This window comes from Faecalibacterium sp. Marseille-Q4896 (assembly GCF_017377615.1).
GTDB classification, from domain to species: Bacteria; Bacillota; Clostridia; order Oscillospirales; family Ruminococcaceae; genus Faecalibacterium; species Faecalibacterium taiwanense.
Window position 1 is genome coordinate 214,469 of the sequence record NZ_JAFREG010000004.1, and the last position, 24,696, is coordinate 239,164.

Below are 24,696 nucleotides of genomic sequence, written 5' to 3' on the forward strand. Positions count from 1 at the left end.
GAATGCAGGACGAAACTGCGCTGTACGGCGCAAAAATGATGCAGCCCGGCATGACGGCGGCGGACAGCGAGGAAAACAACCTCCGCCCGCAGCATCTGGAAGACTATATCGGGCAGGAAAAGGTCAAGCAGAACCTGAAAATTTACTTGGAAGCTGCCAAGCGGCGCGGCGAACCGATGGACCATATCCTGCTCTACGGTCCGCCGGGCCTTGGCAAGACCACACTGGCAGGCATCATTGCCAATGAAATGGGCGTACAGATCCGTATTACCAGCGGCCCGGCCATTGAAAAGCCCGGCGACCTTGCTGCCCTGCTCACCAATCTGCAGGAGGGCGATGTACTGTTCATCGACGAGATCCACCGCCTGTCCCGTCAGGTGGAAGAGGTGCTGTATCCGGCACTGGAAGACTATGCGCTGGATATCATGATCGGCAAAGGCCCCAGCGCCCAGAGCATCCGCATCAACCTGCCGCGGTTCACGCTGGTGGGTGCCACCACCCGTGCAGGCCAGATCACCGGCCCTCTGCGCGACCGCTTTGGCGTGCTGCTCAAGCTGGAGCTGTACAGCCCGGATGAACTGAGCAAGATCATCCAGCGCTCGGCAGGCATCCTCGACCAGCCCATCACGCCGGAAGGCGCTTACGAGCTGGCCAAGCGCAGCCGCGGCACGCCCCGCGTGGCAAACCGCTTTTTGAAGCGCATCCGCGACTTTGCCACCGTGCTGGGCGACGGCATCATTGACCGGGATGTGGCCCTGATGGGCCTCAAGCGGATGGACGTGGACGCACTGGGTCTGGACGAACTGGACCGCAGTATGCTGCGTGCGATCATTGAAATGTACAACGGCGGCCCGGTGGGTCTGGAAACGCTGGCGGCGGCCCTCGGCGAGGAATCCGTCACGCTGGAAGACCTGTGTGAGCCGTATCTGATGCAGATGGGCTTTCTGACCCGGACGCCCCGGGGCCGCTGCGCAACGCGGCTGGCCTACGAACATCTGGGCCTGAAAGCGCCGGAGGCCGCTGCGCCCGAGGACAACGGGCAGCAGAGTTTGTTCTGACCCTCTCAGGCCGCTTCGCGTCCAGCTCTCCCGAAGGGAGAGCTTCATGAGCGAAAAACCAAAAGATGCCAAAAAGCTCCCCCTTTTGGGGGAGCTGGCAATGCCGCAAGGCATTGACTGAGAGGGTTCTTCTTTCTATAGAAAGTGGGGTATTATTATGGGAAAATATTTTGGAACCGATGGTGTGCGCGGTGTTGCAGGCGCAGACCTGACCTGTGAGCTGGCAATGAAGATCGGCCGCGGCGCTGCTGCGGTGCTGACCGGCAGCACCGGCCACCGTCCGCGCATCCTGATCGGCAAGGACACCCGCCAGTCCGGCGATATGCTGGAAGCAGCCCTGACGGCCGGTCTGTGCAGCGTGGGTGCGGATGTGGAAAGTCTGGGTGTTTTGCCAACGCCCGCTGTGGCCTATCTGGTGGGCAAGTACAATGCCGATGCCGGCATCGTGATCTCTGCCTCCCACAATCCGATGGAGTTCAACGGCATCAAGATCTTTGCCGGTACCGGCTATAAGCTGCCGGACGAGGTGGAGAACCAGATCGAAGCCTACATCGACAACAATTGCGCGGGCATTGAGCTGAAGACCGGTGCCGAGGTGGGCCGTGTGTACCGCCGCGATGACGGCCTGCAGGACTATGTGGATCACCTGTATGAGTCCATCCACGGCGACCTGACCGGCCTGAGGGTTTGCATCGACTGTGCAAACGGTGCTTCTGCCGCTGTGGCGCAGAAGCTGTTCCCCCGTCTGGGCGCAAAGTGCACCTTCATCGGCATTGAGCCTGACGGCCAGAACATCAACAAGGGCGTGGGCAGCACCCATCTGGAAAATCTGGAAAAGGCTGTTGTAAAGGGCGGCTTCGACTGCGGCATTGCCTTTGACGGCGATGCCGACCGCTGCCTTGGCTGCGACGAAAAGGGTCAGGAGATGGACGGCGACAAGATCATTGCCCTGCTGGCCATGACCATGAAGGAAAAAGGCCGTCTGGACGGCGACACCGCCGTGGTTACGGTCATGTCCAATCTGGGCTTCATCAAATATATGGAGAGTCAGGGCATCAACACCGAAAAGACCGCCGTGGGCGACCGCTACGTGCTGGAAAACATGCGCGAGAACGGCTTTGCCATCGGCGGCGAGCAGAGCGGCCATGTCATCCTGCTGCACCATGCCACCACCGGCGACGGTGAGCTGACCGCCGGCAAGCTGCTCAAGCTGCTGGCTGAGAGCGGCAAGAAGATGAGCGAGCTGAACGGCATCTACGCCCAGTATCCGCAGGTGCTGGTGAATGTGACCGCCAACGCCGCCCAGAAAAAAGCCTACAAAGAGGACGAAGTGCTGGCCGGTTTCATTGAGAACGAGCAGCAGAAGCTTATGGGCATGGGCCGCGTGCTGGTGCGGGTGTCCGGCACCGAGCCGAAGATCCGCGTGATGGTGGAAGGGCAGGATCTGGACGCCATCCACCGCTGCGCCGACCGCATCGTGGATAAGATCAACAAGCGCATTCTGGGCCAGTAAGAAACGGATAAAAGAGAAGGGAGGACGCTATGCGCCCTGCAGATACCTGGAAAGACTATGAACTGCTGGATGCCACCGACGGCAACCGTCTGGAGCGCTGGGGTGAGACCATCCTCATCCGCCCGGACCCGCAGGTGGTGTGGAAAACGCCCAAGCAAAGCCCGCTATGGGCAAAGGCAGATGCTGTTTATCACCGCTCCAATCAGGGCGGCGGCGAGTGGGAGTACAAGCGCCGTCTGCCCGAAAAGTGGAAGATCAGCTGCGGCGAGGGCGAGGATAAGCTCACCCTCATCGTCAGCCCCACCGGCTTCAAGCACACCGGCGTGTTCCCGGAGCAGGCCGTCAACTGGGCATGGTACGCCCAAAAGATCCGTACCGCAGGCCGCCCGGTAAAGGTGCTGAACCTGTTCGGCTACACCGGCGGTGCCACGCTGGCCTGTGCGGCGGCAGGTGCCACCGTCTGCCATGTGGATGCCTCCAAGGGCATCGTGGCGTGGGGCAAGGACAATGCTGCGGCAAGCGGCCTTGCCGACCGGCCCATCCGCTGGCTGGTGGACGACTGTGCCAAGTTCGTTGCCCGCGAAAAACGCCGCGGCAACACCTACGACGGCATCATCATGGACCCGCCCAGCTACGGGCGCGGCCCCGGCGGTGAGATCTGGAAGCTGGAGGACTGCATCTACGACCTCATTAGCCAGTGCGAAGAGGTGCTGAGCGATACGCCGCTGTTTTTTGCAGTGAACAGCTACACCACAGGCCTGTCCCCGGCGGTCATGGAATATATGCTCAAGACCACGCTGGTGCCCCGCTTTGGCGGCGAGACCTCCTGCGACGAGATCGGCCTGCCGGTCTCTGCCACCGGCGGCGTGGTGCCCTGCGGCGCAACCGCCATCTGGGAAGAATAAATACTCCTTCCGTCATCGCTTCGCGATGCCACCTCCCTCAGGGAGGGAGGCTTTCTGACGGCAGAAAACCAAAAGGCTCCCTCTTTGAGGGGGCTGCCGCCGCAGGTGGCTGGGGGAGTTTATAAAATAATCTGAGATTTGGGGTACAGCCCCTTTCAGAGGGGCGCACCACCAGAAAGAGAAACACAAATGGAAGAGACGATTTTAACAGCACAAAATCTGAAATTCCGCTACGACAGCGACCAGCCGGTTTACGCACTGGACGGTGTCTCAACGGAAGTAAAGCGCGGCGAATTCGTGGCCGTGCTGGGTGCCAACGGCTGCGGCAAGTCCACGCTGGCAAAGCACTTCAACGCTATCCTGCTGCCGGAGAGCGGCAAGGTCTACGTGGAGGACATGGACACCGCAGACGACGACAAGCTCTATGATATCCGCCAGACCGTGGGCATGGTGTTCCAGAACCCGGACAATCAGATCGTTGCCACCGTGGTGGAGGAAGACGTTGCCTTTGCACTGGAAAACCTCGGTGTGCCGCCCGAAGAGATGCGCCGCCGCGTGGACGACTCCATGAAGATGGCCGGCATCTATGAGTACCGCGAGCGCGCACCCCACAACCTTTCCGGCGGCCAGAAGCAGCGCGTTGCCATTGCAGGCGTTGTTGCCATGCGGCCGGACTGCCTGATATTAGACGAAGCCACCGCCATGCTGGACCCCCGGGGCCGTGAGCAGGTGATGCAGACCATCCACTACCTGAACAGGAATATGGGCATCACCGTGGTGTCCATCACCCACTACATGGAGGAAGCTGCGCAGGCAGACCGTGTGCTGGTGATGAGCAAGGGCCATGTGGTGATGGAGGGCACCCCCAAAGAGGTGTTCAGCCAGACCGAGAAGGTGCGCTCCCTGCATCTGGATGTGCCGCAGGCTGCAGAGCTGCGGGACGAGCTGGTGAAGGCCGGCATCCCGATGCCGGAGGGCATCATCGACACCGGCGAATGCGCACAGGCTCTGTACGAGCTTTTGCAGTAAGGGGGGCAGACGCAAATGGCAGATATCATCAAAGTAGAACATCTGAGCTACGTCTACAACCCCGGCATGCCCAATGCGGTCACTGCGCTGGACGACGTGAGCTTTACGGTGGAAGAGGGCGACTTTGTGGGCATCATCGGGGCCACCGGCTCCGGCAAGAGCACCCTCATCACCCACATGAACGGCCTGAACAAGCCTACCAGCGGCAAAATTTATATCGATGGCCGCGACCTGTGGGAAGATCCGGAGAAGATCCGGGACTTCCGCTTCCTCACCGGTCTGGTGTTCCAGTACCCGGAGTACCAGCTGTTCGAGGAGACCTGTTATAAAGATATCGCGTTCGGCCCCAAGAACATGGGTCTGAACGAAGCCGAGATCGACCGCCGCGTGCATGAAGCCGCCGATTTTGTCGGCCTTGACCCGGCCCTGCTGGAGCGCAGTCCCTTTGAGCTTTCCGGCGGCCAGAAGCGCCGGGTGGCCGTGGCGGGCGTTATGGCCATGAAGCCCCGCATCCTTGTGCTGGACGAGCCTGCTGCGGGCCTTGACCCGGAGGGACGGGACGACATCCTCAGCGAGGTGAAGGAGTACCACAAAAAGACCGGCACCACTGTGCTGCTGGTGTCCCACAGCATGGAGGACATTGCCAAGTACGCCAACCGCGTTCTGGTGATGAGCAACAAGAAAATTGCCATGTACGACACCGTGGAAAAAGTCTTTGCCCGCGCTCCGGAGCTGCTGGAGCTGGGGCTTTCCGTGCCGCAGGTGACGAAGATCTTCCTCAAGCTGCGGGAGATGGGTGTGGATGTGCCCGCTGATGTGTACACCATCCCCTATGCGGTCAAGATGATCCTGGAGGCCAAGCGCCGCCGGGAGGCAGGCGAGAGCCTTGTGCTCCCGCGGGAAGCAAAGAAGGAAGGAGGCGCTGCCGGATGCTGAGAGATATCACCATTGGCCAGCACTTCCCGGGCAACAGTCTGGTGCACCGGTTCGACCCGCGCCTGAAACTGGTGCTGACCATCGCCTATATTGTGCTGCTGTTTGCAGCTTCCAATCCGCTGGGCCTTGCCCTTTCCATTCTGTTCCTTGCAGCAATGTACAAGGTGGCAAAAATTCCCGGCAAAATGATCATGAAGAGCTTAAAGCCCATCCTGCCCATCGTGATCTTCACAGCGGTGCTGAACCTGTTCTTTGTGTCGGGCGAGGGCGAACCGCTGGTGCACATCTGGTTTTTGACCATTTATGCCGAGGGTGTGCGCTATGCTGTGCTGATGGCAGTGCGCGTCATGGCGCTCATCGCGGGCACCAGCCTGCTCACCTACACCACCAGCCCCATCGTGCTCACGGATGCCATCGAGCAGCTGCTGAAGCCCTTGGGCAAACTGCACTTCCCGGTGCACGAGCTGGCGATGATGATGAGCATTGCCCTGCGGTTCATCCCCACCCTCATTGAGGAGACGGACAAAATTATGAACGCCCAGAAAGCCCGCGGTGCCCAGCTGGATACCGGCAAGATGACCGACCGGGTAAAAGCCTTGGTGCCGGTGCTCATCCCGCTGTTCATTTCGGCCTTCCGCCGCGCGGACGAGCTGGCCATGGCCATGGAATGCCGCTGCTACCGGGGCGGCGACGGCCGCACCCGCCTGAAGGTGCTGCGCTGCGAAAAGCAGGATTATATCGACCTTGCCGTGTGCATCGCCTGCTTTGCAGTGATCCTTGCCTCCCGGCTGGTGTTCCCGAATTTTTAAAACTCCCCCAGTCGCCTTCGGCGACAGCCCCCTCGAGGAGGGGGCCTTATAGCCTCCCTCTTTGAGGGAGGTGGCACGGCAAAGCCGTGACGGAAGGAGTTCCATGCAGAACTTTTTACTTACCCTTGCCTACGACGGCACCAATTACTGCGGCTTTCAGGTGCAGCCCAATGGCCGCAGCGTGGCCCAAACCTTTCAGGATGCGCTGCAGGCCGTGCTGGGTAGCCGCCCCGATATCAAGGGCTGCAGCCGCACCGATGCAGGGGTGCACGCGCTGGGCTTCAAGCTCAACTTCCACGCCGATACCCGCATCCCGGCGGCAAAGCTCCCGCTGGCGCTCAACCAACATCTGCCGCCGGACATCCGGGTGCTGGACGCGCAGGTGGTGCCGGAGGATTTCCATGCCCGGTACGCGGCCCATACCAAAACCTATCTCTACCGCATCCACAACCACCCCATCGACTCGCCTTTTGACGCGGCTTATTACACCCGGGTGCCCCGGCATCTGGACGAAGCCAGAATGCAGGCGGCGGCGCAGCAGTTCGTGGGCAGGCACGATTTTCTGGCCCTGTGCGCGGCGGGCTCTTCCGCTGCAGCCCATGGCGATACCGTGCGCACCATCACGGACTGTCATGTTACCCGCAAGGGGGACGAGATCGACATTGAAGTGACCGCCGACGGCTACCTGTACAACATGGTGCGCATTCTGGCAGGCACTTTGTGCGAAGCGGGCGCAGGCCGGCTGGACCCGGCGGAAATTCCCGCCATTCTGGAAAGCCGTGACCGCAGCCGCGCCGGGCCGACCCTGCCCGCCAAGGGCCTGTTTTTGAAGTGTGTGGAGTATGATCTGTAAGGAGAACCATTCATGAGCAAAATTCGCCGCGGCGGACATTCCGCCGAAGGGGAGCCGCTTTCTGCCGGACGCGTCGAATATCTGGAAGCCGCCCGGGCCCGGGTGCGCACACGGCGCATCCGCCGCACCGTCATCATCGTAGCGGTGCTGACCATCCTTGTCCTGTTTGCCACCGGCGCAGTGGGGTCTTCCATTGCGCGCGCAAAAGACCTTGTGGATACTGCCGTCATCGCGCTGGCACCAGCCGCAGGCTGGCCGCAGCAGACCGGCATCACCGACCCGGATGCGGTGGCGCAGATGTCTGGCAGCTTTGTGGAGATGGGCGGCGACAGCTGCGTGGTATACAGTCTTGGCGGCACCCGCCTGAACAGCATCCAGAGCGGCTATGCCCGCCCGGCCATTGCTGCAGGCAAGACCCGCTTTGTGCTGTACAACCGCTCCGGCAATGAGCTTCGGGTGGAAAGCCGCACCCAGAACCTTTATACAAAAACCATGGACAGCACCATCTCGCTGTGCGCCGTGGCAGATGCCGGACAGGTGGCTGTTGTGACCGACAGCACCGACAGCGTGGCAAAGCTGACCGTTTACAATTCCAGTATGCAGCAGCAGCTGGTGTGGAACCTGACCAGTGAGCAGGGCACCCCGCTGCGCATGGCCTTTGCGCCGGACAGCCGCCGCCTTGCCGTGGCCGCTGTATCGGCGGTGGGCGGCCAGCTGACCACGAACCTTTATGTACTGCCCCTCTCGCAGGGCGACCCGGTATGCCTTGGCTCCGAGAACAGTGTGCCCCAGTGGATGGGCTGGATGTCCAACGGCTTTTTGCTGGTGCTTTATGAGAACCGCGCCGTGTTGTACAACACGAGCGGCGGCAGCGCAGGCGAACGCGCTAGCTACGATTTTGGCGGCGGCACCCTCGTCAGCGTGTCTAACACCAGTAACGGTGCGGCCCTGCTGCTGAGCAATGGCCAGACCAGCACGGCGGTGCTGCTGGACGGGGAGCTGACCGTGGGTTACAGCGGCAGCGTGCTCTCGGCCAGCCAGATCATCCGGGCAAAGAACGACGGCTTCTACCTGCTCACCGACAGCACAGTGGAGCGCTTCAACAGTGTGGGCGAGTTCCAGTGGAGCCAGCCGCTTTCGGCCCGGCCCCGGGCGCTGATCGAGGGCAAGCAGATCATGGTGCTCAGCGGCAACACGGTGCAGGTGGTCACACCGCCGGAGCAGACAGCTTCCAGCGGACAGTGATTTTTGGGTGAGAAGATCATGCGTAAATAGCACTCTTGCGGGGAAAGTGATAAAAATAACAGGGAAAACAAGGTATGTTCAAGAATCCGTCATTTCTTTTTGATATCATATGCACGGCAGCATGGATCATTCTGGTGGTGCGCTATGCGCGCAAGGGCTTTCTTTCGTCCATTGTGCAGCTGGTGGGCAACCTGTTCAGTCTGCTGGGGGCCAAGGAGCTTTCCGCTGCCTGCGCCGGCTGGGTGTTCGAACACATGCTGGCAGGCGGCTTCCGCACCCAGATCGCAGCAAACATTGCTGCGGGCGGTGCGGTAGACCTTTCCGGCATTGCGGAAAAGTATGCGGGCTTCCTGCCTGCTTCTTTCCGCGCTTCCATCGTGGCAGCCTGCGAGCGCTCCATTGGCGCTGTGCTGGCCGATAACGCGGTGGTGCTGGCCGATTCCATTGTGGAAAACGTGCTGCAGCCGCTGCTCACACCGGTGATCACGCTGGTGCTGTTCTTCTTGTTCTACGCGCTTTTGCGCCTGCTGGTCAGTATGCTGGTCACGGTGCTGGGCCTTGTGAACAAGCTGCCGGTCATTGGCACGGTAAACCGCGGCCTTGGCTGGCTGGTGGGCGGTGCCACAGCGCTGCTGGATATCTATTTGGTGCTGTGCATCCTGTGGGGCATCATCGTCATCACAGGCGGCAACCTGAATGTGCTCAACGATACGGTGATGAGCAGCAGTCTTTACTACAAAATCTTCAATCTCTTCAACCCTTTCCTGTAAAGGGTTTTGCATAAAGGAGGAACTATGGTCTGTATTCGATGCCAGAAACGTCCGGCGATCATCTTCATCCAGCGGATGGACAATGGTCAGATGAAGCAGGAGGGCTACTGCCTGCACTGCGCCCGTGAGCTGCACATCAAGCCGGTGGACGATCTGATGAAGCAGTTCGGCATGTCGGATCAGGATCTTGATAACATGGAGAACCGCATGGAAAGCATGATGGAGGAGATGGGCGATGCAAACCCGCTCTCCATGATGATGAACATGGCGAACGGCGGCGAGGATGCTGACCCGGACAGCATGGACGAAGATCTGATCCCCGGCAGCAATGCCACCTTCCCACTGGGCTTTACCAGCAGCGAGAAGAAAGATGGCGACAAAAAGGCCGACCGCAAAAACGGCAAAAAGCCGCCTAAGCGCAAATTTCTGGATACCTATTGCGAGAATCTGACCCGCAAGGCCCGGGAAGGAAAACTGGACGATATCATTGGCCGCGACCGCGAAATTTACCGCACCATCCAGATCTTGAGCCGCCGCCAGAAGAACAACCCCTGCCTCATCGGCGAAGCCGGTGTGGGCAAGACCGCCATTGCCGAGGGCATTGCGGAGCGCATTGCCAAGGGGGATGTGCCCATCGGCCTGAAGGATAAGGAAATCTATCTGCTGGACCTCACCAGCCTTGTGGCAGGCACCCAGTTCCGCGGCCAGTTCGAGCAGCGGGTCAAGGGCCTGCTGAGCGAGGTGAAGGCCGCAGGCAATGTGATCCTGTTCATCGACGAGATCCACACCATCACCTCTGCCGGTGAGAGCGAGGGTGCCATGAACGCGGGCAATATCCTGAAGCCCGCCCTCTCCCGTGGTGAAATTCAGGTCATCGGTGCCACCACCTTCAACGAGTACCGCAAGTATATCGAGAAGGATCAGGCGCTGGAACGCCGTTTCCAGCCCGTGCGGGTGGAAGAACCCAGCGTGGCCGATACCCTTGCTGTGATGAACGGCATCAAGCACTACTACGAGCAGCACCATCATGTGCAGGTGCCTGCCGATGTGCTTTCTGCCACTGTCACCCTGAGTGAGCGCTATATCACCGACCGCTTCCTGCCCGATAAGGCCATCGACCTGCTGGACGAAGCCTGCGCCTGCTGCAATCTGGCCCACCCGGTCATCTGCATGACCTCCAACGCCGGCAGCAGCGACCAGAGTACCGGTGGGCTTGGCTTCAATAAGAGCGAGGAACAGCTCAGCGAGGAAAAGACCCGCAAGGCGCTGGCCCAGTTCCTGCGGCCGGAGTTCCTTGGCCGCGTGGACGAAGTGATCGCCTTCAAGCCCCTGACCGAGGAGACCCTGCAGGGCATTGCGGCCCTGATGCTGGACGAGTACAAGCCCGGCATGGAGGCCAAGGGCATCGCTTACAGCTACACCCCGGCAGCGCTCAAGGCTCTGGTGCAAAAGAGTCAGGGCGGCAAGTTTGGTGCGCGCGATTTGCGCCGCGTCATTCGCAAAGCCGTGGAAGACCCCGCCGCCGAGCGCCTGATCGACGGCACGCTGGCATCCGGCGGCACCCTTGTGGTGGATGCCGGTGAAAACGGCGAGATCATCTTGAAGTAAACAAAAAAAGCCCCTGCATCCGTTTTGGAATGCAGGGGCTTTTCCGCTGTTTGGCGCTGTACGGCAAACTGGAATTTTTGTTATTCTACGATACCTTCAATATAGCTGTAATCAATATTTCCCTTTGTAACAGAATAGAAAAATGGATCTTTTCTAATTGTATCATCTGAATTGATAATAAAATTATTCCAATCGCCTGCCTCGTTGCCATCAGACAAATAAATAGTAACTTTGAAACTATATCCCATATATCCCAAAGACGGCTTTGACCGCTTTAATTCGACGCCATTCAAATTTTCGACAATATGCTGAATCTGCTCTTTGTCGGTAATATGTGTTGCGTTTCCGCTATTGCCATTGAAAACAACTATTTCCATGACCTCATTAGGGTCTAAGTCCATCAAGTCGAGTGGAATATTAAACCATACAACAATGCCCATCAAAAGAATTATCACAACAGACAGCAATAGGATGATTTTCTTTTTCATATCAGCTCAACTCCTTTGTCAACTTTCGATTTGTTGAATCAAGTATAGCATGTTGCGAACAAAAGGAAAAGGGTTAGATGTGAATGCATGATGTTATCCCGCATTGACAAAACTGCGCAGAATCAGTACAATAAAACATAGCTATCCGCAAATTTTTTGCATGAGAATAAAGGAGCGTTTTTCTATGCCGAGCAATAAAGTCCGCACCCGTTTTGCGCCGTCGCCCACGGGTTATATGCACGTTGGCAACCTGCGCACTGCCCTGTACACCTACCTGATGGCAAAGCACGAGGACGGCACCTTCATCCTGCGCATCGAGGATACCGACCAGGGCCGCTATGTGGAGGGTGCGGTGGATGTCATCTACAACACCCTGCGGGAGACCGGCCTGCTGTGGGACGAAGGCCCGGACATCGGCGGCCCCGTGGGCCCCTATGTGCAGAGCGAGCGCATGGGCATGTTCAAGCAGTATGCCGAGCAGCTGGTGGCTGAGGGCAAGGCATATTATTGCTTCTGCACCGAGGAGCGTCTGGAAGCCCTGCACGCCGAGCAGCGCGCCAACGGTGAGATGACCCACTATGACGGATGCTGCCGCGACCTGCCCAAGGAGGAAGTGGAAAAGCGTCTTGCTGCCGGGGAACCCTATGTTATCCGCCAGAAGATCCCCCGCGAGGGCGTGACCGGCTTTGACGATGTGGTGTACGGCCACATCGAGGTGAACAACAGCGAGATGGACGACCAGATCCTCATCAAGACCGACGGCATGCCCACCTACAACTTTGCAAATGTGGTGGACGATCACCTCATGGGCATCACCCACGTGATCCGCGGCAGCGAGTATCTGTCCTCTACCCCTAAGTACAACCTGCTGTATCAGGCGTTCGGCTGGGAGATCCCCACCTACATCCACTGCCCGCCGGTCATGAAGGATGCACAGAATAAGCTTTCCAAGCGCAACGGCGATGCCAGCTATCAGGATCTGGTGGCAAAGGGCTACCTGACCGAGGCCGTGCTGAACTACATCTGCCTGCTGGGCTGGAGCCCCAAGGGCGAGTATGCCGAGCAGGAGATCTTCTCCCTGCCGGAGCTGGTCAAGATCTGGTCTCCGGACGGCATCTCCAAGTCTCCGGCCATCTTCGATCCCCTCAAGCTGCGGGCCATCAACGCGGAATATATCCGCCGCCTGTCCCCGGAAGAGTTCCAGAAGAAGGCGGAGCCGTGGATCGACAAGGCCGTGCACACCTCCATCGACAAGAAGCTGCTGTGCGCAAACCTGCAGCCCCGCTGCGAAGTGCTGGGCGAGATCCCGGAGCAGCTGGATTTCTTTGATGCGATGCCCGAGTACGATGTGAGCATGTACGCCAACAAGAAGCAGAAGACCACCCCGGAGACCGCCAAGGAGGCACTGGAAGCCCTGCTGCCTGTGCTCAGCGACGAAGCACTGGATTTTGGCAATCGCGATGCCGTCTTCGATGCCTGCAAGGCCAAGGCTGAGGAGCTGGGCAAGAAGAACGGCTGGCTGCTGTACCCGCTGGGCATTGCCCTTTCTGGCAAGCAGCGCACCCCCGGCGGCGGCACCGACCTTGCCTGCATGATGGGCCGCGAAACCACCCTTGCCCGCGTAAAAGCGGCAATTGAAAAGCTGAACGGCTGATTTTTGCCATAAAACCACAAAGCTCTGCAGCATTTTTGAACGCTGCAGGGCTTTTTTGCGTCTTTGGGCCGGTTTGCGGCAGAACACTGCACCGCGCCAAAAATCGCCGCGCGCCCGCGCTACAGTATATGCAGAAAGCGCGGGGAACAGAACCACAACGCCCCGCCGGAAAGCGGGGAGTTTTTATGACAGAGCGGATGGGTCTGGCAGCGGTCGGGCGGCAGAACAGACAGCGGGCAGCACTGGCACGGCGGGCAGAGCTGCGCCCGGCAGCGCGCAGGCTGGCGGCTGTGGCAGTGGGATTTGCGGGCGGCTGGGCCGTTCTGTACGGTGCACTGATGCCTTTTGGTCTGGGCTTTGTGCTGGGCTTTGCAGAGGACTGCTTTGCCCCCTGTGCGGCGGGTGCGGCGCTGGGTGTACTGCTGCACGGGTTTGGCGCGCTCTCGCTGCGCAGTGTCTGTATGCTGTGCGCACTGGGTGCTGCAGTGGCAGCGCGGTGGATGGGTGCCAGAACACTGACCCCGGCGGCACTGGCGGGCTGCGGCACGCTGGTGGGCGTGGCGCTGTGCTTTGCCTTTGGCGGCGGCGGGGCAGAGCTGGTGCTTTACAGTGCAGCAGATGCCCTGCTGGCCGCAGCCATGGGCTTTTGTCTGCGGCAGTTTGCGCCCGAAAAGCCGGGTGCCGGGATGCTTCTGGTGGGTGCGGCCGCAGCGGCGGCGCTGGGCAGTGTGCAGCTGTGGCAGCTGCTGCCGGGCGTGATCGTCTGCGCGGCGCTGGAACTGTATTTATGCAGCAAAGGGCAGGCCAAAGCCGCGCTTGCGGCCTGCGCGGTGCTGGGCGCTGCGCTGTGCGCGGCAGACCCGGCTCTCAGCTTTGCGGCATCCGGCCTTGCCTGTGCCACGGCGGCAGCGGCGGTGCTGGCACCCGGACGGCGCATGGAAACGGTAGCTGCCTACGCGGGCGGCTGCGTGACCGGTGCACTCTGTGTGCAGCCGCCCGGGAGCGCGTTCCAATATCTGCTGAACGTCTGCATCGGCATCACGGCCGTAGCGGCCATGCCCGCAGCATGGCTTGTGCCGGAGCCGGAAGAAAAGCCGCAGGCAGGGCAGGCCCAGCCGCAGCAGTACAGTGCAGCGGCCACCCGGCTGGAACAGGTGTCCCAGAGCCTTGCATCGCTGGCAGAGACCGTGAACGATGTCTACGAAACGCTGCCGCACCGGCGTGAGGATTTCCATTGGGTAATTGATAATACACATGATACCCTTTGTTTTAACTGCGGACGGCGGGATACCTGCTGGAAGCAGGAGTATGCCGCCACGCTGGAGGGCATGGAAGCACTGCGCCCTCTGCTGGAAAGCAGCGGCGGGCTGGAAACGACTCAATTGCCCGGGCAATTATCCCGGTGCATCCACCCGGCAGCACTGTGCGCAGCGGCAAACCGCTCCTTTGCGCTGTACCGCAGCCGCAAGGAGGCCCGCCTTCATGCCGAAGCCATGCGCACTGCCCTGACCGAGCAGTACAGCGCCGTGGCCGAAGCGCTGGGCGTGTTGGGAGAACAGCTGGGCCGTCCGGGCGACCCGGAACCCTATAAATCCGGCCGGGTGGCGGACTTTTTTGCGCAGCTTGGCACTCCGCCGCAGGAGTGTGCCGTCACGCTGGATGATCTGGGCCGCACCCATGCGGCGGTCACGCTGCCGCGCACCCGCTTCTCGGCGCAGGAGCTGGCCGCGCTGGCCGGGGAGGTGGGCCGCATCTGCCGCCGCACGCTGGAAGTGCCGCAGGTGCTTTCCTGCAAGGGAATGACCACCCTGCTGTTCAGCGAAAAGCCTGTGCTGCGGGCCGTGTTCGGCATGGCGGGCGCGGCGGCGCGGGGCAGTATTTCCGGCGATGCGGTGCAGCAGTTCTGCAGCCCGGCGGCAGCGCAGATGATCCTGTGCGACGGCATGGGCACCGGCAGGCCTGCAGCCGTGGATGGCAACCTTGCCGCCGAGCTGACGGCCCGGCTGCTCAAGGCGGGCTTTACCGCAGAGCTGGCGGCAAGGCTGGTCAACGTGGCCCTTGCCCTGAAAAGTGAGGATGAGAGCGGTGCCACGCTGGACCTCATCAGCGTGGATCTTTACACCGGCACGGCAAGGCTGTTCAAGGCCGGTGCGGCACCGGGCTTCCTTGTGCACGGCGGGCGGGTGCGTGCTGTGGGCGACACCAGCCTGCCGGTGGGCATTCTGGGCGGAGTGAACGGCCAGAGCCGGGTGGTGCATTTGACGGTGGGCGATTATGCGGTGCTGGTCTCGGACGGGCTGCTGGTGGACGGTCCGGGCTGGGTGGCAAAGCAGCTGGAGCTTTCCGCTGCGGCAGGAGATGCGCCGGAAAAAGTTGCAAAGACGCTGGTGGAAACGGCCCGCGTGCGCGCCCAGAAGACCGGCAGGCCGGACGACATTACGGCGGCGGTGCTGCGGCTGGAAAAATGCGTTTGATGTTCATACAAACTTCGTTGATTTTCGACGGAGGAGAAGGTATACTATGGAAGCATAGAAACAAAACGGGAGGACAGAAACATGCTTACCATAACCGTAGCGCAGGATGGCAGCGGCGATTTTGCTTCGGTGTCCGAAGCGGTGCTGGCCGTACCTTATGCCTGCGCAGCAGAGATCCGCATTGGCCCGGGAGTTTACCGCGAAAAGCTGGTGTGCGAAAAACAGGATATCACCCTGATCGGCGCAGGCATGGAAAGCACCCGCATCGTGTGGGGCGACGGCGGCAGTCTGCCGCACCCGGACGGCAGGCCCACCCACACCTTCCGCAGCTATACCGCGTTTTTCCGGGGGATAGAACTGCGGGTGCGGGACCTGACCATTGAAAACGATGCCGGCCCCGGGGCAAAGGTGGGGCAGGCCGTGGCGGCTTATGTGGACTGCGCTCACACCCTCTTTGAGAATGTGCGGCTGCTAGGCAATCAGGATACGCTGTTCTGCGCCCCTCTGCCGGAGAAGGAGCGGGAGAAGGATGGCTTCCTTGGCCCGGGCCGCTTTGCGCCCCGCCGCCCGACGGCCCAGTATTACCGGCACTGCGAGATCGCGGGAGATATCGATTTTATTTTTGGCGGCGCGGACGCTCTGTTTGAGCAGTGCACTATCCGCACCGTGAACAACCACCTGCCTGCAAGCTACGTCACAGCGCCGTCCGGCGGTGCGAACGGCCTTGGCTTTGTGTTCTGGGATTGCGATTTTGTCTCGGACAACTGCCCGGCGGGCACGGTGTTTCTGGGCAGGCCGTGGCGGCCCACCGGAAAGACTGCCGTGCTGGACTGCCGTCTGGGAGCCCACATTGCACCGGAAGGCTTTTCGCCCTGGCAGAGCCGCACCGACTCGGACCTTGCCAGCTTTGCCGAAGCGGGCAGCACCGGCGAGGGCGCAGCAGCGCGCGGTGCATGGGTGAAGCAGCTGGACAGCCAGCAGGCCGAAGAGCTGCTCAGATGTGCACGGAAGCTTTGCAGACCGGAATAAAAGCGGAAAATATAAAATAAAGTATAAAACGGATTTTTGAAGGATCTTCTATGAAAAAACTGCCGAATTTTGTCAAATGGATCATCATTCTGGCGGCACTGGCTGCAATGGGCTGGATGATGTGGGCTGTGAATGATCGTGCCTCCCGGGTGGAAATGCCCGCACCGGATAATACATTCGGAATTTATCGCACAGCAGATTCCAGCCAGTAAATCATTTGGAATGGCCGCAGCATTGCGGGCAGAAACGATGCTCTATAGAAAAAGCAAAAGCCGGGACGACCACACGGTCATCCCGGCTTTAAAATTATTCCTGATTATTCCTGCCCGGCCATCTCGGCTGCATTGGCGGGCAGGTCGTTCATGATGAACCAGAACGTAGTGCCCATGCCGATGGCACTCTGCACACCAAAGCGGAAGCCGTGCTGCTGGAAGATGGCCTTGGTGATGGAAAGGCCCAGACCGGTGCCCTGCTTGCCGGCATCCGAACGGGAGCGGTAGTACCGATCAAAGATATAGGGCAGGTCGTCGGCAGAGATGCCGGGGCCGTGGTCCTCCACCTCTACCCGCACGCCCTCGGTGCAGCGCTGGGCCCGCAGGATGAAGATGCCGTCTTTGCCGATGTGGTGCATGGCGTTGCCCAGCAGGTTATGCAGTGCGCGCTGCATCATGTTGGGATCTGCGTAAACGGGCAGCTCCTCGTCCGGCAGCTCCAGCTGGAGCTGCCAGCCGTTCTGGGCGCAGATGGCATCGTACCGTTCGCTCACCTCGTCGCACAGCTGGCCCATATCAAAGTGCACGCGCTCGCATTTGTCGGCACCGCTGGTCACCTTGCTCAGCTCCATCACGCTGGAGACCAGTGCGGTCAGGCGGTCGGTCTCGTCCACGATAATGTTCATCTGCTCATCGCGGTGGGCCTTGTCGTCGCCGGTAATGTCGCGCACCGTCTCGGCATAGCCCTTGATAAGGGTCAGCGGGGTGCGCAGGTCGTGGGAGACGTTGGCCAGCAGATCGCGCTGCATCTGCGAAGAATGCTGCACCTCGCTTGCCATGTGGTTGAAGTCCCGGGCCAGATCGCCCAGCTCATCGCTGCGGCGGGTATCCACCTGCACGGCATAGTTGCCCATGGCCATCTGGCGGGCAGCGCTGGAAAGCTGGCGCAGCGGCTTTGTGAACCACTCACTGAACAGCCATGCCGCCGTCATGGCAAAGGCAAAGATCAGCGCCGCTGCCATGGGCAGCACGGTGCTCAGCACCCTGCCGGCTTCGGCCACATGCACAAGGCTGGTAGTGACCAGAACGGTGTACTCGCCGCCGGAGGTGTTGCGCCCTACCAGCAGCTGTGCCGAGCCGGAGAGCCGCGGCGGATTCAGGGTCTGCACAAAGCCGCCGGTGGTGCGGCATTTCTTGCGCATGGCCACAGCGGTGGAAACGATCATATCGTTGTTGGCGGAATCCGAGAGCAGCGTTTCGTGCAGGTTGCAGTAGGACTGGTTCTCGATCTTATAGATCGTGCGCATGGTGGTATCGGAAATATCCACACAGAAGCTGTTCAGCGAACCGCTGGCGTACAGCTGAGTGGCAAGCCGGTCAAAAAACGCGGTGTTGACCGTAAGATGGCCAAAAGACCATGCCGAAAGGGCTTCGCCGTTTGCAATAGCCTTGTCCAGCTCGGCGGTGATGCTTTCTGCCTGAGTGGTCAGCTGTTTTTCAATGTGCTTGGTGTACAGCGGTTCCAGCAGCTGGGTGGACAGAAACCACACCAGTGCCAGCAGGAACAGACAGATACAACACAAAAACCACATCAGCTGGCCGCGGATGCCGGGGGAGTGATGGTGCCGCATGAATCCTCCGCTCCTTTATCAGCGCGTTGCGTCGGGGTCGAATTTGTAGCCGATGCCCCACACGGTAGCAATGTAGCTGCGGCACTTGCCCAGATGGCCCCGCAGCATTTTGACATGGGTATCCACGGTGCGGTCCTCGCCAAAGTAGTCGTAGTTCCACACCTTCTGCAGGATCTTTTCACGACTGAGGGCGATGCCCTTGTTGGAAGCAAGGAACACCAGCAGGTCGAACTCCTTGGGGGTCAGGGCCACCTCCTCGCCGGAAACGCGCACCGTGTGGCTGGCCGTGTCGATGGTCAGCTCACCAAAGGTCATGGTGTCGGAGGCAGCGGCGGGCTTGGGCATGGTGCGGTTCAGCACGGCCTTGACGCGGGCTACCAGCTCACGGGGAGAGAAGGGCTTGACAACGTAGTCGTCGGCACCGCTCTCCAGGCCGGCCAGCTTGTCGTATTCCTCGCCGCGGGCGGTCAGGATGATGACCGGCGTGTTGATGTGGCGGGCGCGCATCTCCCGCAGGCAGGTCATACCGTCCATGAACGGCATCATCAGGTCCAGAATGACCAGATCGAAGGCCCCGCCGGAAAGCTGGGTCAGCGCAGCTGTGCCGTCAGCGGCCTCTTCACAGATATAACCGGAATATTGTAAATGTTCGCGGATCAGCTCGCGGATACGCGGCTCATCGTCAACGATCAGGATCTTAGCCATAATACAGACACCTTCCTCAATAATAGACTTCTTGACCAGAATATCATACAGCAAGAATAAAAAAAAGCTGTGAAGTTTGCGTGAATGCTTTTCAAAAAAAGTGCCCGCAGCGGCGGGCTGCTTCCAGTACCAGTATACCACAGAAAAACGGCCCTGCACAGCCGGAGTTTGCAGGGCAGACCGCAGGCCCAGCCGGATGGTGGTGCTTTCCGACCTGCACAATTCCGAGTTTGGCGCATATAATAGTGAGCTTGTGGATAAGGTGCGGCAGCACTGGCCTGCTTTTACCTGCGCATCCCGGTGGGCCATGTGGAAGCCGGACTGCGCACCTACGATCTGGATTCCCCCTATCCGGAGGAGCTCAACCGGCAGGCGGTGGGCGTGCTGGCAAAATACAACTTCGCGCCCACCGAGCAGGCCAAGCAGAACCTGCTGCGGGAGTGGTTCAGCTGGTGGGCGGCCCCGAGAACATTTCCAGCGTGGCACACTGCATGATCCGACTGCGGTTCGCGGTCAAGGACCTGAACAAGGTCGATCAGGAAGCGCTGAAGAAAATCCCCGGCGTGCTGTCCGTCACCCCAGCGGCATGATGTTCTGCGGTGCAGTGCCCAGAAACGCCGGTGCCTCCGGCGACGCAGCGGTCAGGTTCGTCTTGCTCACCTTCCACCACAGGCGGGTGGTGCCGTCCGGCGCGGTAAAGATCAGGTTCCAGTCAAAGGGATTCTCGCTGGTGGAGTTCAGCTGCACCGGCAGAGCGTTCGGCGCAGCTGGTGCGCAGGGGGCAAAGTCGTGGGCGCGGATGCCCACGGCGGTGCAGGTTTCCGGCACCTCGGCGGCAAGGTGAAGGGGCGCATCCCAGCCAGTCAGGCGCACGGTGTGGGCATCCACGCGGGTGCAGGACAGAATGTTCTTGCAGCCGGTCAGCCGTGCAGCGGTGGTGCTCTGCGGGTCTGCAAACACCTCTTTGGTGCCGCCGGTGCGCAGCACCTGCCCGCCATCCATCACGATCATATCCCGGCACAGGCGGTAGGCTTCGTCACGGTTGTGGGTGACCAGCAGCACCGTGCCGCCAAACCCGGCCAGCAGGCTGCCCACTTCGCCCTCCACTTCTTCGCGCAGGTAGCTGTCCAGCGCACTGAACGGCTCGTCCAGCATCAGAATTTTGGGCCTGCCCACAAGGATGCGTGCCAGCGCGGTGCGCTGCTGCTGTCCGCCGGAAAGCTGGGCCGGGTAGCGCTTGGCAAGGGATTTCAGCCGCATGGCCTGCAGCATTTCGGCGCAACGGGCCTTGCGGGCGGCCTTGTCTTTTTCGGCTTTCAGGCCGCAGAGCACGTTCTGCTCCACGGTCATGTTGGGGAACAGTGCGTAGTTCTGGAACAGCAGGCCCACGCCGCGCTGCTGCGGCGGCAGGTCGATGTGCTGGGCGCTGTCAAACAGCACCCGGCCGCCCAGTACGATGCGGCCCGCATCCGGCTTTACGATACCGGCAATGCAGCGCAGGGTCATGCTTTTGCCGCAGCCGGACGCGCCCAGAATGGCTGTGGCGGTGCTGCGCGCGGTAAAGTTGGCGTGAAGGGTAAAGCCATCCAGCTTTTTGGTAATGTTCACTTCAAGACTCATGCGCGGCCACCTGCTTTCTGTTTTTTCTCCAGCAGATTCACGGCCAGCAGCACCACTGCCGAGATTACGATATCCACCAGCACCCAGCGCATGGCACCGGCTTCGTCGTTGGTGCGCCACAGCTGGTACACGGTGGTGGCAATGGTGGCGGTCTTGCCGGGGGTGTAGCCTGCGATCATGCTGGTGGCACCGTACTCGCCCAGCGCGCGGGCAAAGGCCAGCACCGTGCCGGCCAGAATGCCCTGACGGCAGCAGGGCATCCGCACCCGCCAGAAGATCCACACGTCCGACTGGCCCAGCGTTTGCGCCGACCATGCCAGCGTTTCGTCAAAGCTTTCAAACGCGCCGCGCGCCGTGCGGTACATCAGCGGAAAGGCCACCACGATGGATGCAAAGATGGCACTGTACCAGTTCATGACCAGCTTCACGCCGAAATGCTCCATGAAAAAGATGCCCAGCGGCCGCTTTGCGCCGAACAAAAGCAGCAGAAAATAGCCCACCACCGTGGGCGGCAGCACCATGGGCAGGGTGAGCACCACGTCCAGCGCGCCTTTGACAGTGCGCGGCAGCTTGGCAATATAGTAGGCGGCAAAAATGCCAAGGAAGAACACCGCCGCGCAGCTGACGAGGGCGATGCGCAGGCTGTTCCAAAGGGGATACCAGTCCATAAATGATACCTCCGAATAAAAAGGCTTCCCCCAGAGGGGAAGCTCTGAAAAACAACGGATTTACAGTGCGGTGAAGCCCACGCTCTCGAACACGGTCGCGGCGCGGTCGGTCTGCAGATAGGCCAGAAACTCCCTGGCAGCCTCGGCGTTGGGGGCGGCCTTCAGCACGGCGGCAGGATAGATGACCTGACCGCACATCTCTTTGGTGGCCTCATCCACAGGGGTCAGGCCTGCGCTGTAGGCATCGGTGCAGTACACGACACCGGCATCCACGCTGGCTTCGGTGATCTGGGTGGTGACCTCCTTGACGTTGGAGCCGTAGGTGATGACACCGGCTGCGGCCAGTGCTTCCTCGTCCAGAGCGTAGTAGGCAAGGATCTTCTGGGTGTACTGGCCCACGGGCACATCGCTGTTGCCCATGCAGAACAGAATGTCCCCGGCCTTGAGGTGCTCGGCCAGAGAATCGAAGCTGTCGATGCCCTTATCGCCATTCTCGGGCACGCACAGAACGACCTTGTTCTCCAGCAGGTCCACGCGGGAATCGCTGTCCACGAAGTCCAGTCCTTCGGTGTTCAGATCGGCGGAAGCGGTGCTGTCCAGCTGGTTCATCTGCTTCTGACCGGCGGAGATGAACAGGTCGCAGTCCGCGCCTTCCTGGATCTGGGTCTTGAGGGTGCCGGAGGAGTCGAAGTTGAAGCTGAAGGTCACGCCGGGGTTCTCGGCAGAGTAGATCTCGCCGATGGCGGTGAGGGTCTCGGTGAGGGATGCGGCGGCAAACACGATCAGCTCCATGGATCCACCGGCAGCTTCAGAAGAAGCAGCGGCAGAGCCTGCCACGGAAGATGCAGTGCTGGAAGCGGAGGAGCCGCAGGCGGTCAGGGCCGCAGCGGCACCGGCGATACCGGCAGCAGCCAGAAAGCTGCGGCGGGAAATTTTAGTGTTGTTCATGATAAGCGCTCCTGTTTTTAAAATGAATCTTTGCATTTGATACGGTACAGGATGCGGTGCCGCCCACCGGGATACTTTTTTACTTCCGGGCGCATTCGCCGTCCAGCCCGGCGGCAAGGCGGATGCCGTGCGCAAGGCTGGGCAGGATGTACTCGAGGTTTTCTTTTACGGCCTTAGGGCTGCCCGGCAGGTTCACGATCAGGGTCTTGCCGCGCAGCACACTGACACCGCGGCTCAGCATCCCGCGCGGTGTGATGGTAAGGCTATGGTACCGCATGGCCTCGGCAATGCCGGGCGCGTTGCGGTCGGCTACGCTCAAAGTCACCTCCGGGGTGATATCCCGGGGTGCAAAGCCGGTGCCGCCGGTGGTGAGGATCAGGTTCACCTGACGGGCATCCGCAAGGCGCAGCAGCTGGGTTTTGAGCTGGGCGGCATCGTCCGGCAGAAGCAGTGCTTCCTCCACCTTGTGGCCTGTGGCGGTAAGCATTTCCACAATGAGCGGGCCGCTTTTGTCCTCCCGTTCGCCGCGGCTGCCCTTATCGGAAAGGGTGATCACTGCCGCGCGCAGGGGCAGATCTGCCGGGGTGGGCAGCAGCTTCATCTCGTCGCCGGTGTGGATGGTGCCGCCTTTTACCACCCGTGCGAACACGCCCTCCCGCGGCATGATGCAGTCGCCGGTCTGCCGGCGGATGGCGCAGTCGCTGTGGCACTCCTTGCCGATCTGGGTCATTTCCAGCACGGCATCCCCAATGGCAAAAAAGCTGGGCACCGGCAGGGTGGCAAGATCGAACCCTTCCACCACCAGATTTTCGCCAAAGGCACCGTAGTCCACCCAGAGCTTTTGACGGAAAGCTTCAATTTTTTCCGCGCTCAGCAGGCTGACCTGCCGGTGCCAGCTGCCGCCGTGGGCATCGCCCACAATACCCCACTCCGGGGTGAGAACAGCGGACGGCACCGGCGTTTTCAAGGTGCCGCGCCGGGGGCTTGTGCAGATAGCCAGAATTTTACCCATAAATTTGTGTTATCCTCCGATCCGGTACATCCCTCGTGTGGCGGGCATAGAGCCTTGGCCGAAGTGATGTTCCCGGGGTTTTGCCAGAATCGTGTTTTGAATGGCCTGCAAAAGGGCCGCGTCGTCCGCGCCGCTGCGCAGCAGAGCACGCAGGTCGGTGCCGGATTCGCTGGCAAGGCACGGACGCAGAAAGCCCTGACTTGTCAGCCGCACCCGGTTGCAGGAAGCGCAGAATTTGCCGTGCACGGCAGCGATCAACCCGATGCTGCCGCGCCAGCCGGGCGCAGAATAATACACCGCCGGCCCATCGCCAAAGGCCGCACCGGTCACCGGCTGCAGCTGCGGCCAGCGGCGGTAAAAGCGCTCCAGCAGTTCCGGGCCGGAAAGGCCGGGCAGCCCGGCACCAAAGCCAATGGGCATCATCTCAATAAAGCGCACCTGCAGCGGATGCTCCTGTGCGAAGGCAGCAAGGCTTTCCAGCTCGCCCTCGTTCACGCCGGGCTGCGGCACACAGTTCAGCTTGACCGGAATGCCGCTGGCAAGGGCCGCCCGGATGCCGTTTTGCACGGCGGCAAGCTCGTCTTTGCCGGTGATGCGCCGGAAGGTCTCCGGGTGCAAGGTGTCAAGGCTGATGTTCACGCTGTCAAGGCCCGCCGCCAGCAGGGCGGGCAGCTTCTGGGCCAGCAGCACGCCGTTGGTGGTAAGGGCAACGCGGCGGATGCCGGGAATGGCTTTCAGGCCCGCCGTCAGTTGTTCCACGCCCCGGCGCACCAGCGGTTCACCGCCGGTGATGCGCACCGTGTCGATGCCGCACTGGGCGAACAGCGCAGCCAGCCGCAGAAATTCCTCATAGGTCAGAATATCTTCGTGGGCCAGCTTTGGCACGCCGTCCGGCATACAGTAGCGGCAGCGCAGGTTGCACAGGTCGGTGACCGAAAGGCGCAGATAGTGGATATTGCGGCCGTATGCATCAAACATAGCCGCCCTCGGCCCGCATATAGTGCCCGCTCTTGCCGCCGGTCTTCTCGACCAAGTGGATCTCGCCCAGCTCCATGCCTTTATCCACGGCCTTGCACATATCGTAGATGGTGAGCAGCGCGGCAGAAACGCCGGTCAGAGCTTCCATTTCCACGCCGGTCACGCCGATGGTCCTGGCGGTGCACACGGCCTCTACGGCCTGCTGTTCGGGCAGAAGGTGAAAATCCACAGTCAGCTTGCTCAGCGGCAGCGGATGGCACAGGGGAATCAGCTCGCTGGTGCGCTTGGCCGCCATGATGCCTGCAATGCGGGCCACGCCAAGCACATCGCCCTTCTGGGCGGTGCCGTCCCGAACAGCGGCAAAGGCTGCCGCATTCATAGTGATGATGCCGCGGGCCACAGCCTGCCGTGCAGTGACGGGCTTTTCGCTCACATCCACCATCACGGCGCTGCCGGACGCATCAAAATGAGAAAGTTTTGTTTCGCTCATAATTTTTACCTTGATAAAGCTCTCCCCTTTGGGAGAGCTGGCAAAGCCGTAAGGCTTTGAC

At 60.7% G+C, this 24,696-nt stretch carries 23 protein-coding genes and 1 pseudogene; 15 read left to right on the forward strand and 9 right to left on the reverse strand.

Annotated elements, in window-relative coordinates:
• Positions 1-2: 2 nt before the first annotated feature.
• The 10 genes from ruvB (at position 3) to J3348_RS09230 (ending at position 10,726) form a co-directional block, all read left to right on the forward strand.
• Positions 3-1,058, forward strand: a complete 1,056-nt coding sequence (ruvB, locus tag J3348_RS09185; RefSeq protein WP_005943473.1) for a Holliday junction branch migration DNA helicase RuvB — start codon at positions 3-5, stop codon at positions 1,056-1,058.
• A 157-nt stretch (positions 1,059-1,215) separates the two neighbouring features.
• Positions 1,216-2,571: a phosphoglucosamine mutase gene (gene glmM, locus J3348_RS09190; protein ID WP_207698817.1), complete on the forward strand. Its 1,356-nt coding sequence runs from the start codon at positions 1,216-1,218 to the stop codon at positions 2,569-2,571.
• A gap of 29 nt (positions 2,572-2,600) precedes the next feature.
• Positions 2,601-3,476, forward strand: coding sequence for a class I SAM-dependent methyltransferase (locus J3348_RS09195; RefSeq protein WP_207698818.1), 876 nt, complete (start codon positions 2,601-2,603; stop codon positions 3,474-3,476).
• 189 nt (positions 3,477-3,665) lie between these two features.
• Positions 3,666-4,505 carry an energy-coupling factor transporter ATPase gene (locus tag J3348_RS09200; protein WP_154256810.1) on the forward strand — a complete coding sequence of 280 codons (840 nt, stop codon included), beginning with the start codon at positions 3,666-3,668 and terminating at the stop codon, positions 4,503-4,505.
• Positions 4,506-4,520: 15 nt separating this feature from the next.
• The gene (locus J3348_RS09205) at positions 4,521-5,441 is read left to right on the forward strand and encodes an energy-coupling factor transporter ATPase (protein WP_207698819.1); all 921 of its coding nucleotides are present in this window, start codon (positions 4,521-4,523) and stop codon (positions 5,439-5,441) included.
• A complete protein-coding gene (locus tag J3348_RS09210; RefSeq protein WP_207698820.1) occupies positions 5,435-6,250 on the forward strand; it encodes an energy-coupling factor transporter transmembrane component T in 816 nt (271 codons plus the stop codon). Before J3348_RS09205 ends, J3348_RS09210 begins: the two co-directional genes overlap by 7 nt.
• Before the next feature lie 103 nt (positions 6,251-6,353).
• The gene (gene truA / locus J3348_RS09215; protein ID WP_097774249.1) at positions 6,354-7,103 is read left to right on the forward strand and encodes a tRNA pseudouridine(38-40) synthase TruA; all 750 of its coding nucleotides are present in this window, start codon (positions 6,354-6,356) and stop codon (positions 7,101-7,103) included.
• Positions 7,104-7,115: 12 nt separating this feature from the next.
• The gene (locus J3348_RS09220; RefSeq protein WP_207698821.1) at positions 7,116-8,348 is read left to right on the forward strand and encodes a DUF5711 family protein; all 1,233 of its coding nucleotides are present in this window, start codon (positions 7,116-7,118) and stop codon (positions 8,346-8,348) included.
• A gap of 74 nt (positions 8,349-8,422) precedes the next feature.
• Positions 8,423-9,118, forward strand: a complete 696-nt coding sequence (locus J3348_RS09225; protein ID WP_097774251.1) for a hypothetical protein — start codon at positions 8,423-8,425, stop codon at positions 9,116-9,118.
• A 24-nt stretch (positions 9,119-9,142) separates the two neighbouring features.
• The gene (locus J3348_RS09230) at positions 9,143-10,726 is read left to right on the forward strand and encodes an ATP-dependent Clp protease ATP-binding subunit (RefSeq protein ID WP_207698822.1); all 1,584 of its coding nucleotides are present in this window, start codon (positions 9,143-9,145) and stop codon (positions 10,724-10,726) included.
• A gap of 80 nt (positions 10,727-10,806) precedes the next feature.
• Here the strand turns inward: J3348_RS09230 and J3348_RS09235 are convergent, their stop codons facing one another.
• Positions 10,807-11,214, reverse strand: a complete 408-nt coding sequence (locus J3348_RS09235) for a hypothetical protein (RefSeq protein WP_207698823.1) — start codon at positions 11,212-11,214, stop codon at positions 10,807-10,809.
• Between the two features lie 184 nt (positions 11,215-11,398).
• Here J3348_RS09235 and gltX point away from each other — a divergent pair, with 184 nt between their 5' ends.
• From gltX to J3348_RS09255, 4 genes are all read left to right on the forward strand, one after another.
• On the forward strand, positions 11,399-12,868 hold the full coding sequence (gene gltX / locus J3348_RS09240) for a glutamate--tRNA ligase (RefSeq protein ID WP_082210819.1): 1,470 nt from the start codon (positions 11,399-11,401) through the stop codon (positions 12,866-12,868).
• Positions 12,869-13,053: 185 nt separating this feature from the next.
• Positions 13,054-15,342, forward strand: coding sequence for a PP2C family protein-serine/threonine phosphatase (locus J3348_RS09245; protein ID WP_242702930.1), 2,289 nt, complete (start codon positions 13,054-13,056; stop codon positions 15,340-15,342).
• Between the two features lie 81 nt (positions 15,343-15,423).
• Positions 15,424-16,371 (forward strand): pectinesterase family protein, encoded by a 948-nt coding sequence (locus tag J3348_RS09250; protein WP_207698825.1) that lies wholly within the window; start codon positions 15,424-15,426, stop codon positions 16,369-16,371.
• Between the two features lie 50 nt (positions 16,372-16,421).
• The gene (locus J3348_RS09255; protein ID WP_165852638.1) at positions 16,422-16,583 is read left to right on the forward strand and encodes a hypothetical protein; all 162 of its coding nucleotides are present in this window, start codon (positions 16,422-16,424) and stop codon (positions 16,581-16,583) included.
• Between the two features lie 104 nt (positions 16,584-16,687).
• On the opposite strand, the gene J3348_RS09260 is transcribed toward J3348_RS09255, so the two are convergent.
• Positions 16,688-18,214 carry a HAMP domain-containing sensor histidine kinase gene (locus J3348_RS09260; RefSeq protein WP_207698826.1) on the reverse strand — a complete coding sequence of 509 codons (1,527 nt, stop codon included), beginning with the start codon at positions 18,212-18,214 and terminating at the stop codon, positions 16,688-16,690.
• An 18-nt stretch (positions 18,215-18,232) separates the two neighbouring features.
• Positions 18,233-18,919 (reverse strand): response regulator transcription factor, encoded by a 687-nt coding sequence (locus J3348_RS09265; RefSeq protein ID WP_044953253.1) that lies wholly within the window; start codon positions 18,917-18,919, stop codon positions 18,233-18,235.
• A gap of 270 nt (positions 18,920-19,189) precedes the next feature.
• On the opposite strand from J3348_RS09265, the pseudogene J3348_RS09270 reads away from it, so the two are divergent.
• Positions 19,190-19,360 (forward strand): annotated as a pseudogene (locus tag J3348_RS09270) (UDP-N-acetylglucosamine 2-epimerase); the annotation flags it as partial.
• Between the two features lie 132 nt (positions 19,361-19,492).
• On the opposite strand, the gene J3348_RS09275 reads toward J3348_RS09270, so the two are convergent.
• The 6 genes from J3348_RS09275 to moaC all read right to left on the reverse strand — a co-directional run bounded on the left by J3348_RS09275 (position 19,493) and on the right by moaC (position 24,635).
• Positions 19,493-20,539, reverse strand: coding sequence for an ATP-binding cassette domain-containing protein (locus J3348_RS09275; protein ID WP_207698827.1), 1,047 nt, complete (start codon positions 20,537-20,539; stop codon positions 19,493-19,495).
• Complete coding sequence (gene modB, locus J3348_RS09280) at positions 20,536-21,207, reverse strand: molybdate ABC transporter permease subunit (RefSeq protein ID WP_207698828.1); 672 nt, start codon at positions 21,205-21,207, stop codon at positions 20,536-20,538. The genes J3348_RS09275 and modB overlap by 4 nt, the downstream gene beginning before the upstream one ends.
• 60 nt (positions 21,208-21,267) lie before the next feature.
• Complete coding sequence (gene modA / locus J3348_RS09285; RefSeq protein ID WP_207698829.1) at positions 21,268-22,155, reverse strand: molybdate ABC transporter substrate-binding protein; 888 nt, start codon at positions 22,153-22,155, stop codon at positions 21,268-21,270.
• Between the two features lie 79 nt (positions 22,156-22,234).
• The gene (locus J3348_RS09290; protein ID WP_207698830.1) at positions 22,235-23,167 is read right to left on the reverse strand and encodes an MOSC domain-containing protein; all 933 of its coding nucleotides are present in this window, start codon (positions 23,165-23,167) and stop codon (positions 22,235-22,237) included.
• A 9-nt stretch (positions 23,168-23,176) separates the two neighbouring features.
• Complete coding sequence (gene moaA / locus J3348_RS09295; RefSeq protein WP_005937681.1) at positions 23,177-24,145, reverse strand: GTP 3',8-cyclase MoaA; 969 nt, start codon at positions 24,143-24,145, stop codon at positions 23,177-23,179.
• On the reverse strand, positions 24,138-24,635 hold the full coding sequence (gene moaC / locus J3348_RS09300; protein WP_207698831.1) for a cyclic pyranopterin monophosphate synthase MoaC: 498 nt from the start codon (positions 24,633-24,635) through the stop codon (positions 24,138-24,140). The genes moaA and moaC overlap by 8 nt, the downstream gene beginning before the upstream one ends.
• Positions 24,636-24,696 lie beyond the last annotated feature (61 nt).

Excerpts from the sequence above, each read along its gene's own strand:
- ruvB (WP_005943473.1), top strand. The coding sequence starts at position 3 with ATGCAGGACGAAACTGCGCTGTACGGCGCAAAAATGATGCAGCCCGGC.
- glmM (WP_207698817.1), top strand. The coding sequence starts at position 1,216 with ATGGGAAAATATTTTGGAACCGATGGTGTGCGCGGTGTTGCAGGCGCA.
- J3348_RS09195 (WP_207698818.1), top strand. The coding sequence starts at position 2,601 with ATGCGCCCTGCAGATACCTGGAAAGACTATGAACTGCTGGATGCCACC.
- J3348_RS09200 (WP_154256810.1), top strand. The coding sequence starts at position 3,666 with ATGGAAGAGACGATTTTAACAGCACAAAATCTGAAATTCCGCTACGAC.
- J3348_RS09205 (WP_207698819.1), top strand. The coding sequence starts at position 4,521 with ATGGCAGATATCATCAAAGTAGAACATCTGAGCTACGTCTACAACCCC.
- J3348_RS09210 (WP_207698820.1), top strand. The coding sequence starts at position 5,435 with ATGCTGAGAGATATCACCATTGGCCAGCACTTCCCGGGCAACAGTCTG.
- truA (WP_097774249.1), top strand. The coding sequence starts at position 6,354 with ATGCAGAACTTTTTACTTACCCTTGCCTACGACGGCACCAATTACTGC.
- J3348_RS09220 (WP_207698821.1), top strand. The coding sequence starts at position 7,116 with ATGAGCAAAATTCGCCGCGGCGGACATTCCGCCGAAGGGGAGCCGCTT.
- J3348_RS09225 (WP_097774251.1), top strand. The coding sequence starts at position 8,423 with ATGTTCAAGAATCCGTCATTTCTTTTTGATATCATATGCACGGCAGCA.
- J3348_RS09230 (WP_207698822.1), top strand. The coding sequence starts at position 9,143 with ATGGTCTGTATTCGATGCCAGAAACGTCCGGCGATCATCTTCATCCAG.
- J3348_RS09235 (WP_207698823.1), bottom strand. The coding sequence starts at position 11,214 with ATGAAAAAGAAAATCATCCTATTGCTGTCTGTTGTGATAATTCTTTTG.
- gltX (WP_082210819.1), top strand. The coding sequence starts at position 11,399 with ATGCCGAGCAATAAAGTCCGCACCCGTTTTGCGCCGTCGCCCACGGGT.
- J3348_RS09245 (WP_242702930.1), top strand. The coding sequence starts at position 13,054 with ATGACAGAGCGGATGGGTCTGGCAGCGGTCGGGCGGCAGAACAGACAG.
- J3348_RS09250 (WP_207698825.1), top strand. The coding sequence starts at position 15,424 with ATGCTTACCATAACCGTAGCGCAGGATGGCAGCGGCGATTTTGCTTCG.
- J3348_RS09255 (WP_165852638.1), top strand. The coding sequence starts at position 16,422 with ATGAAAAAACTGCCGAATTTTGTCAAATGGATCATCATTCTGGCGGCA.
- J3348_RS09260 (WP_207698826.1), bottom strand. The coding sequence starts at position 18,214 with ATGCGGCACCATCACTCCCCCGGCATCCGCGGCCAGCTGATGTGGTTT.
- J3348_RS09265 (WP_044953253.1), bottom strand. The coding sequence starts at position 18,919 with ATGGCTAAGATCCTGATCGTTGACGATGAGCCGCGTATCCGCGAGCTG.
- J3348_RS09275 (WP_207698827.1), bottom strand. The coding sequence starts at position 20,539 with ATGAGTCTTGAAGTGAACATTACCAAAAAGCTGGATGGCTTTACCCTT.
- modB (WP_207698828.1), bottom strand. The coding sequence starts at position 21,207 with ATGGACTGGTATCCCCTTTGGAACAGCCTGCGCATCGCCCTCGTCAGC.
- modA (WP_207698829.1), bottom strand. The coding sequence starts at position 22,155 with ATGAACAACACTAAAATTTCCCGCCGCAGCTTTCTGGCTGCTGCCGGT.
- J3348_RS09290 (WP_207698830.1), bottom strand. The coding sequence starts at position 23,167 with ATGGGTAAAATTCTGGCTATCTGCACAAGCCCCCGGCGCGGCACCTTG.
- moaA (WP_005937681.1), bottom strand. The coding sequence starts at position 24,145 with ATGTTTGATGCATACGGCCGCAATATCCACTATCTGCGCCTTTCGGTC.
- moaC (WP_207698831.1), bottom strand. The coding sequence starts at position 24,635 with ATGAGCGAAACAAAACTTTCTCATTTTGATGCGTCCGGCAGCGCCGTG.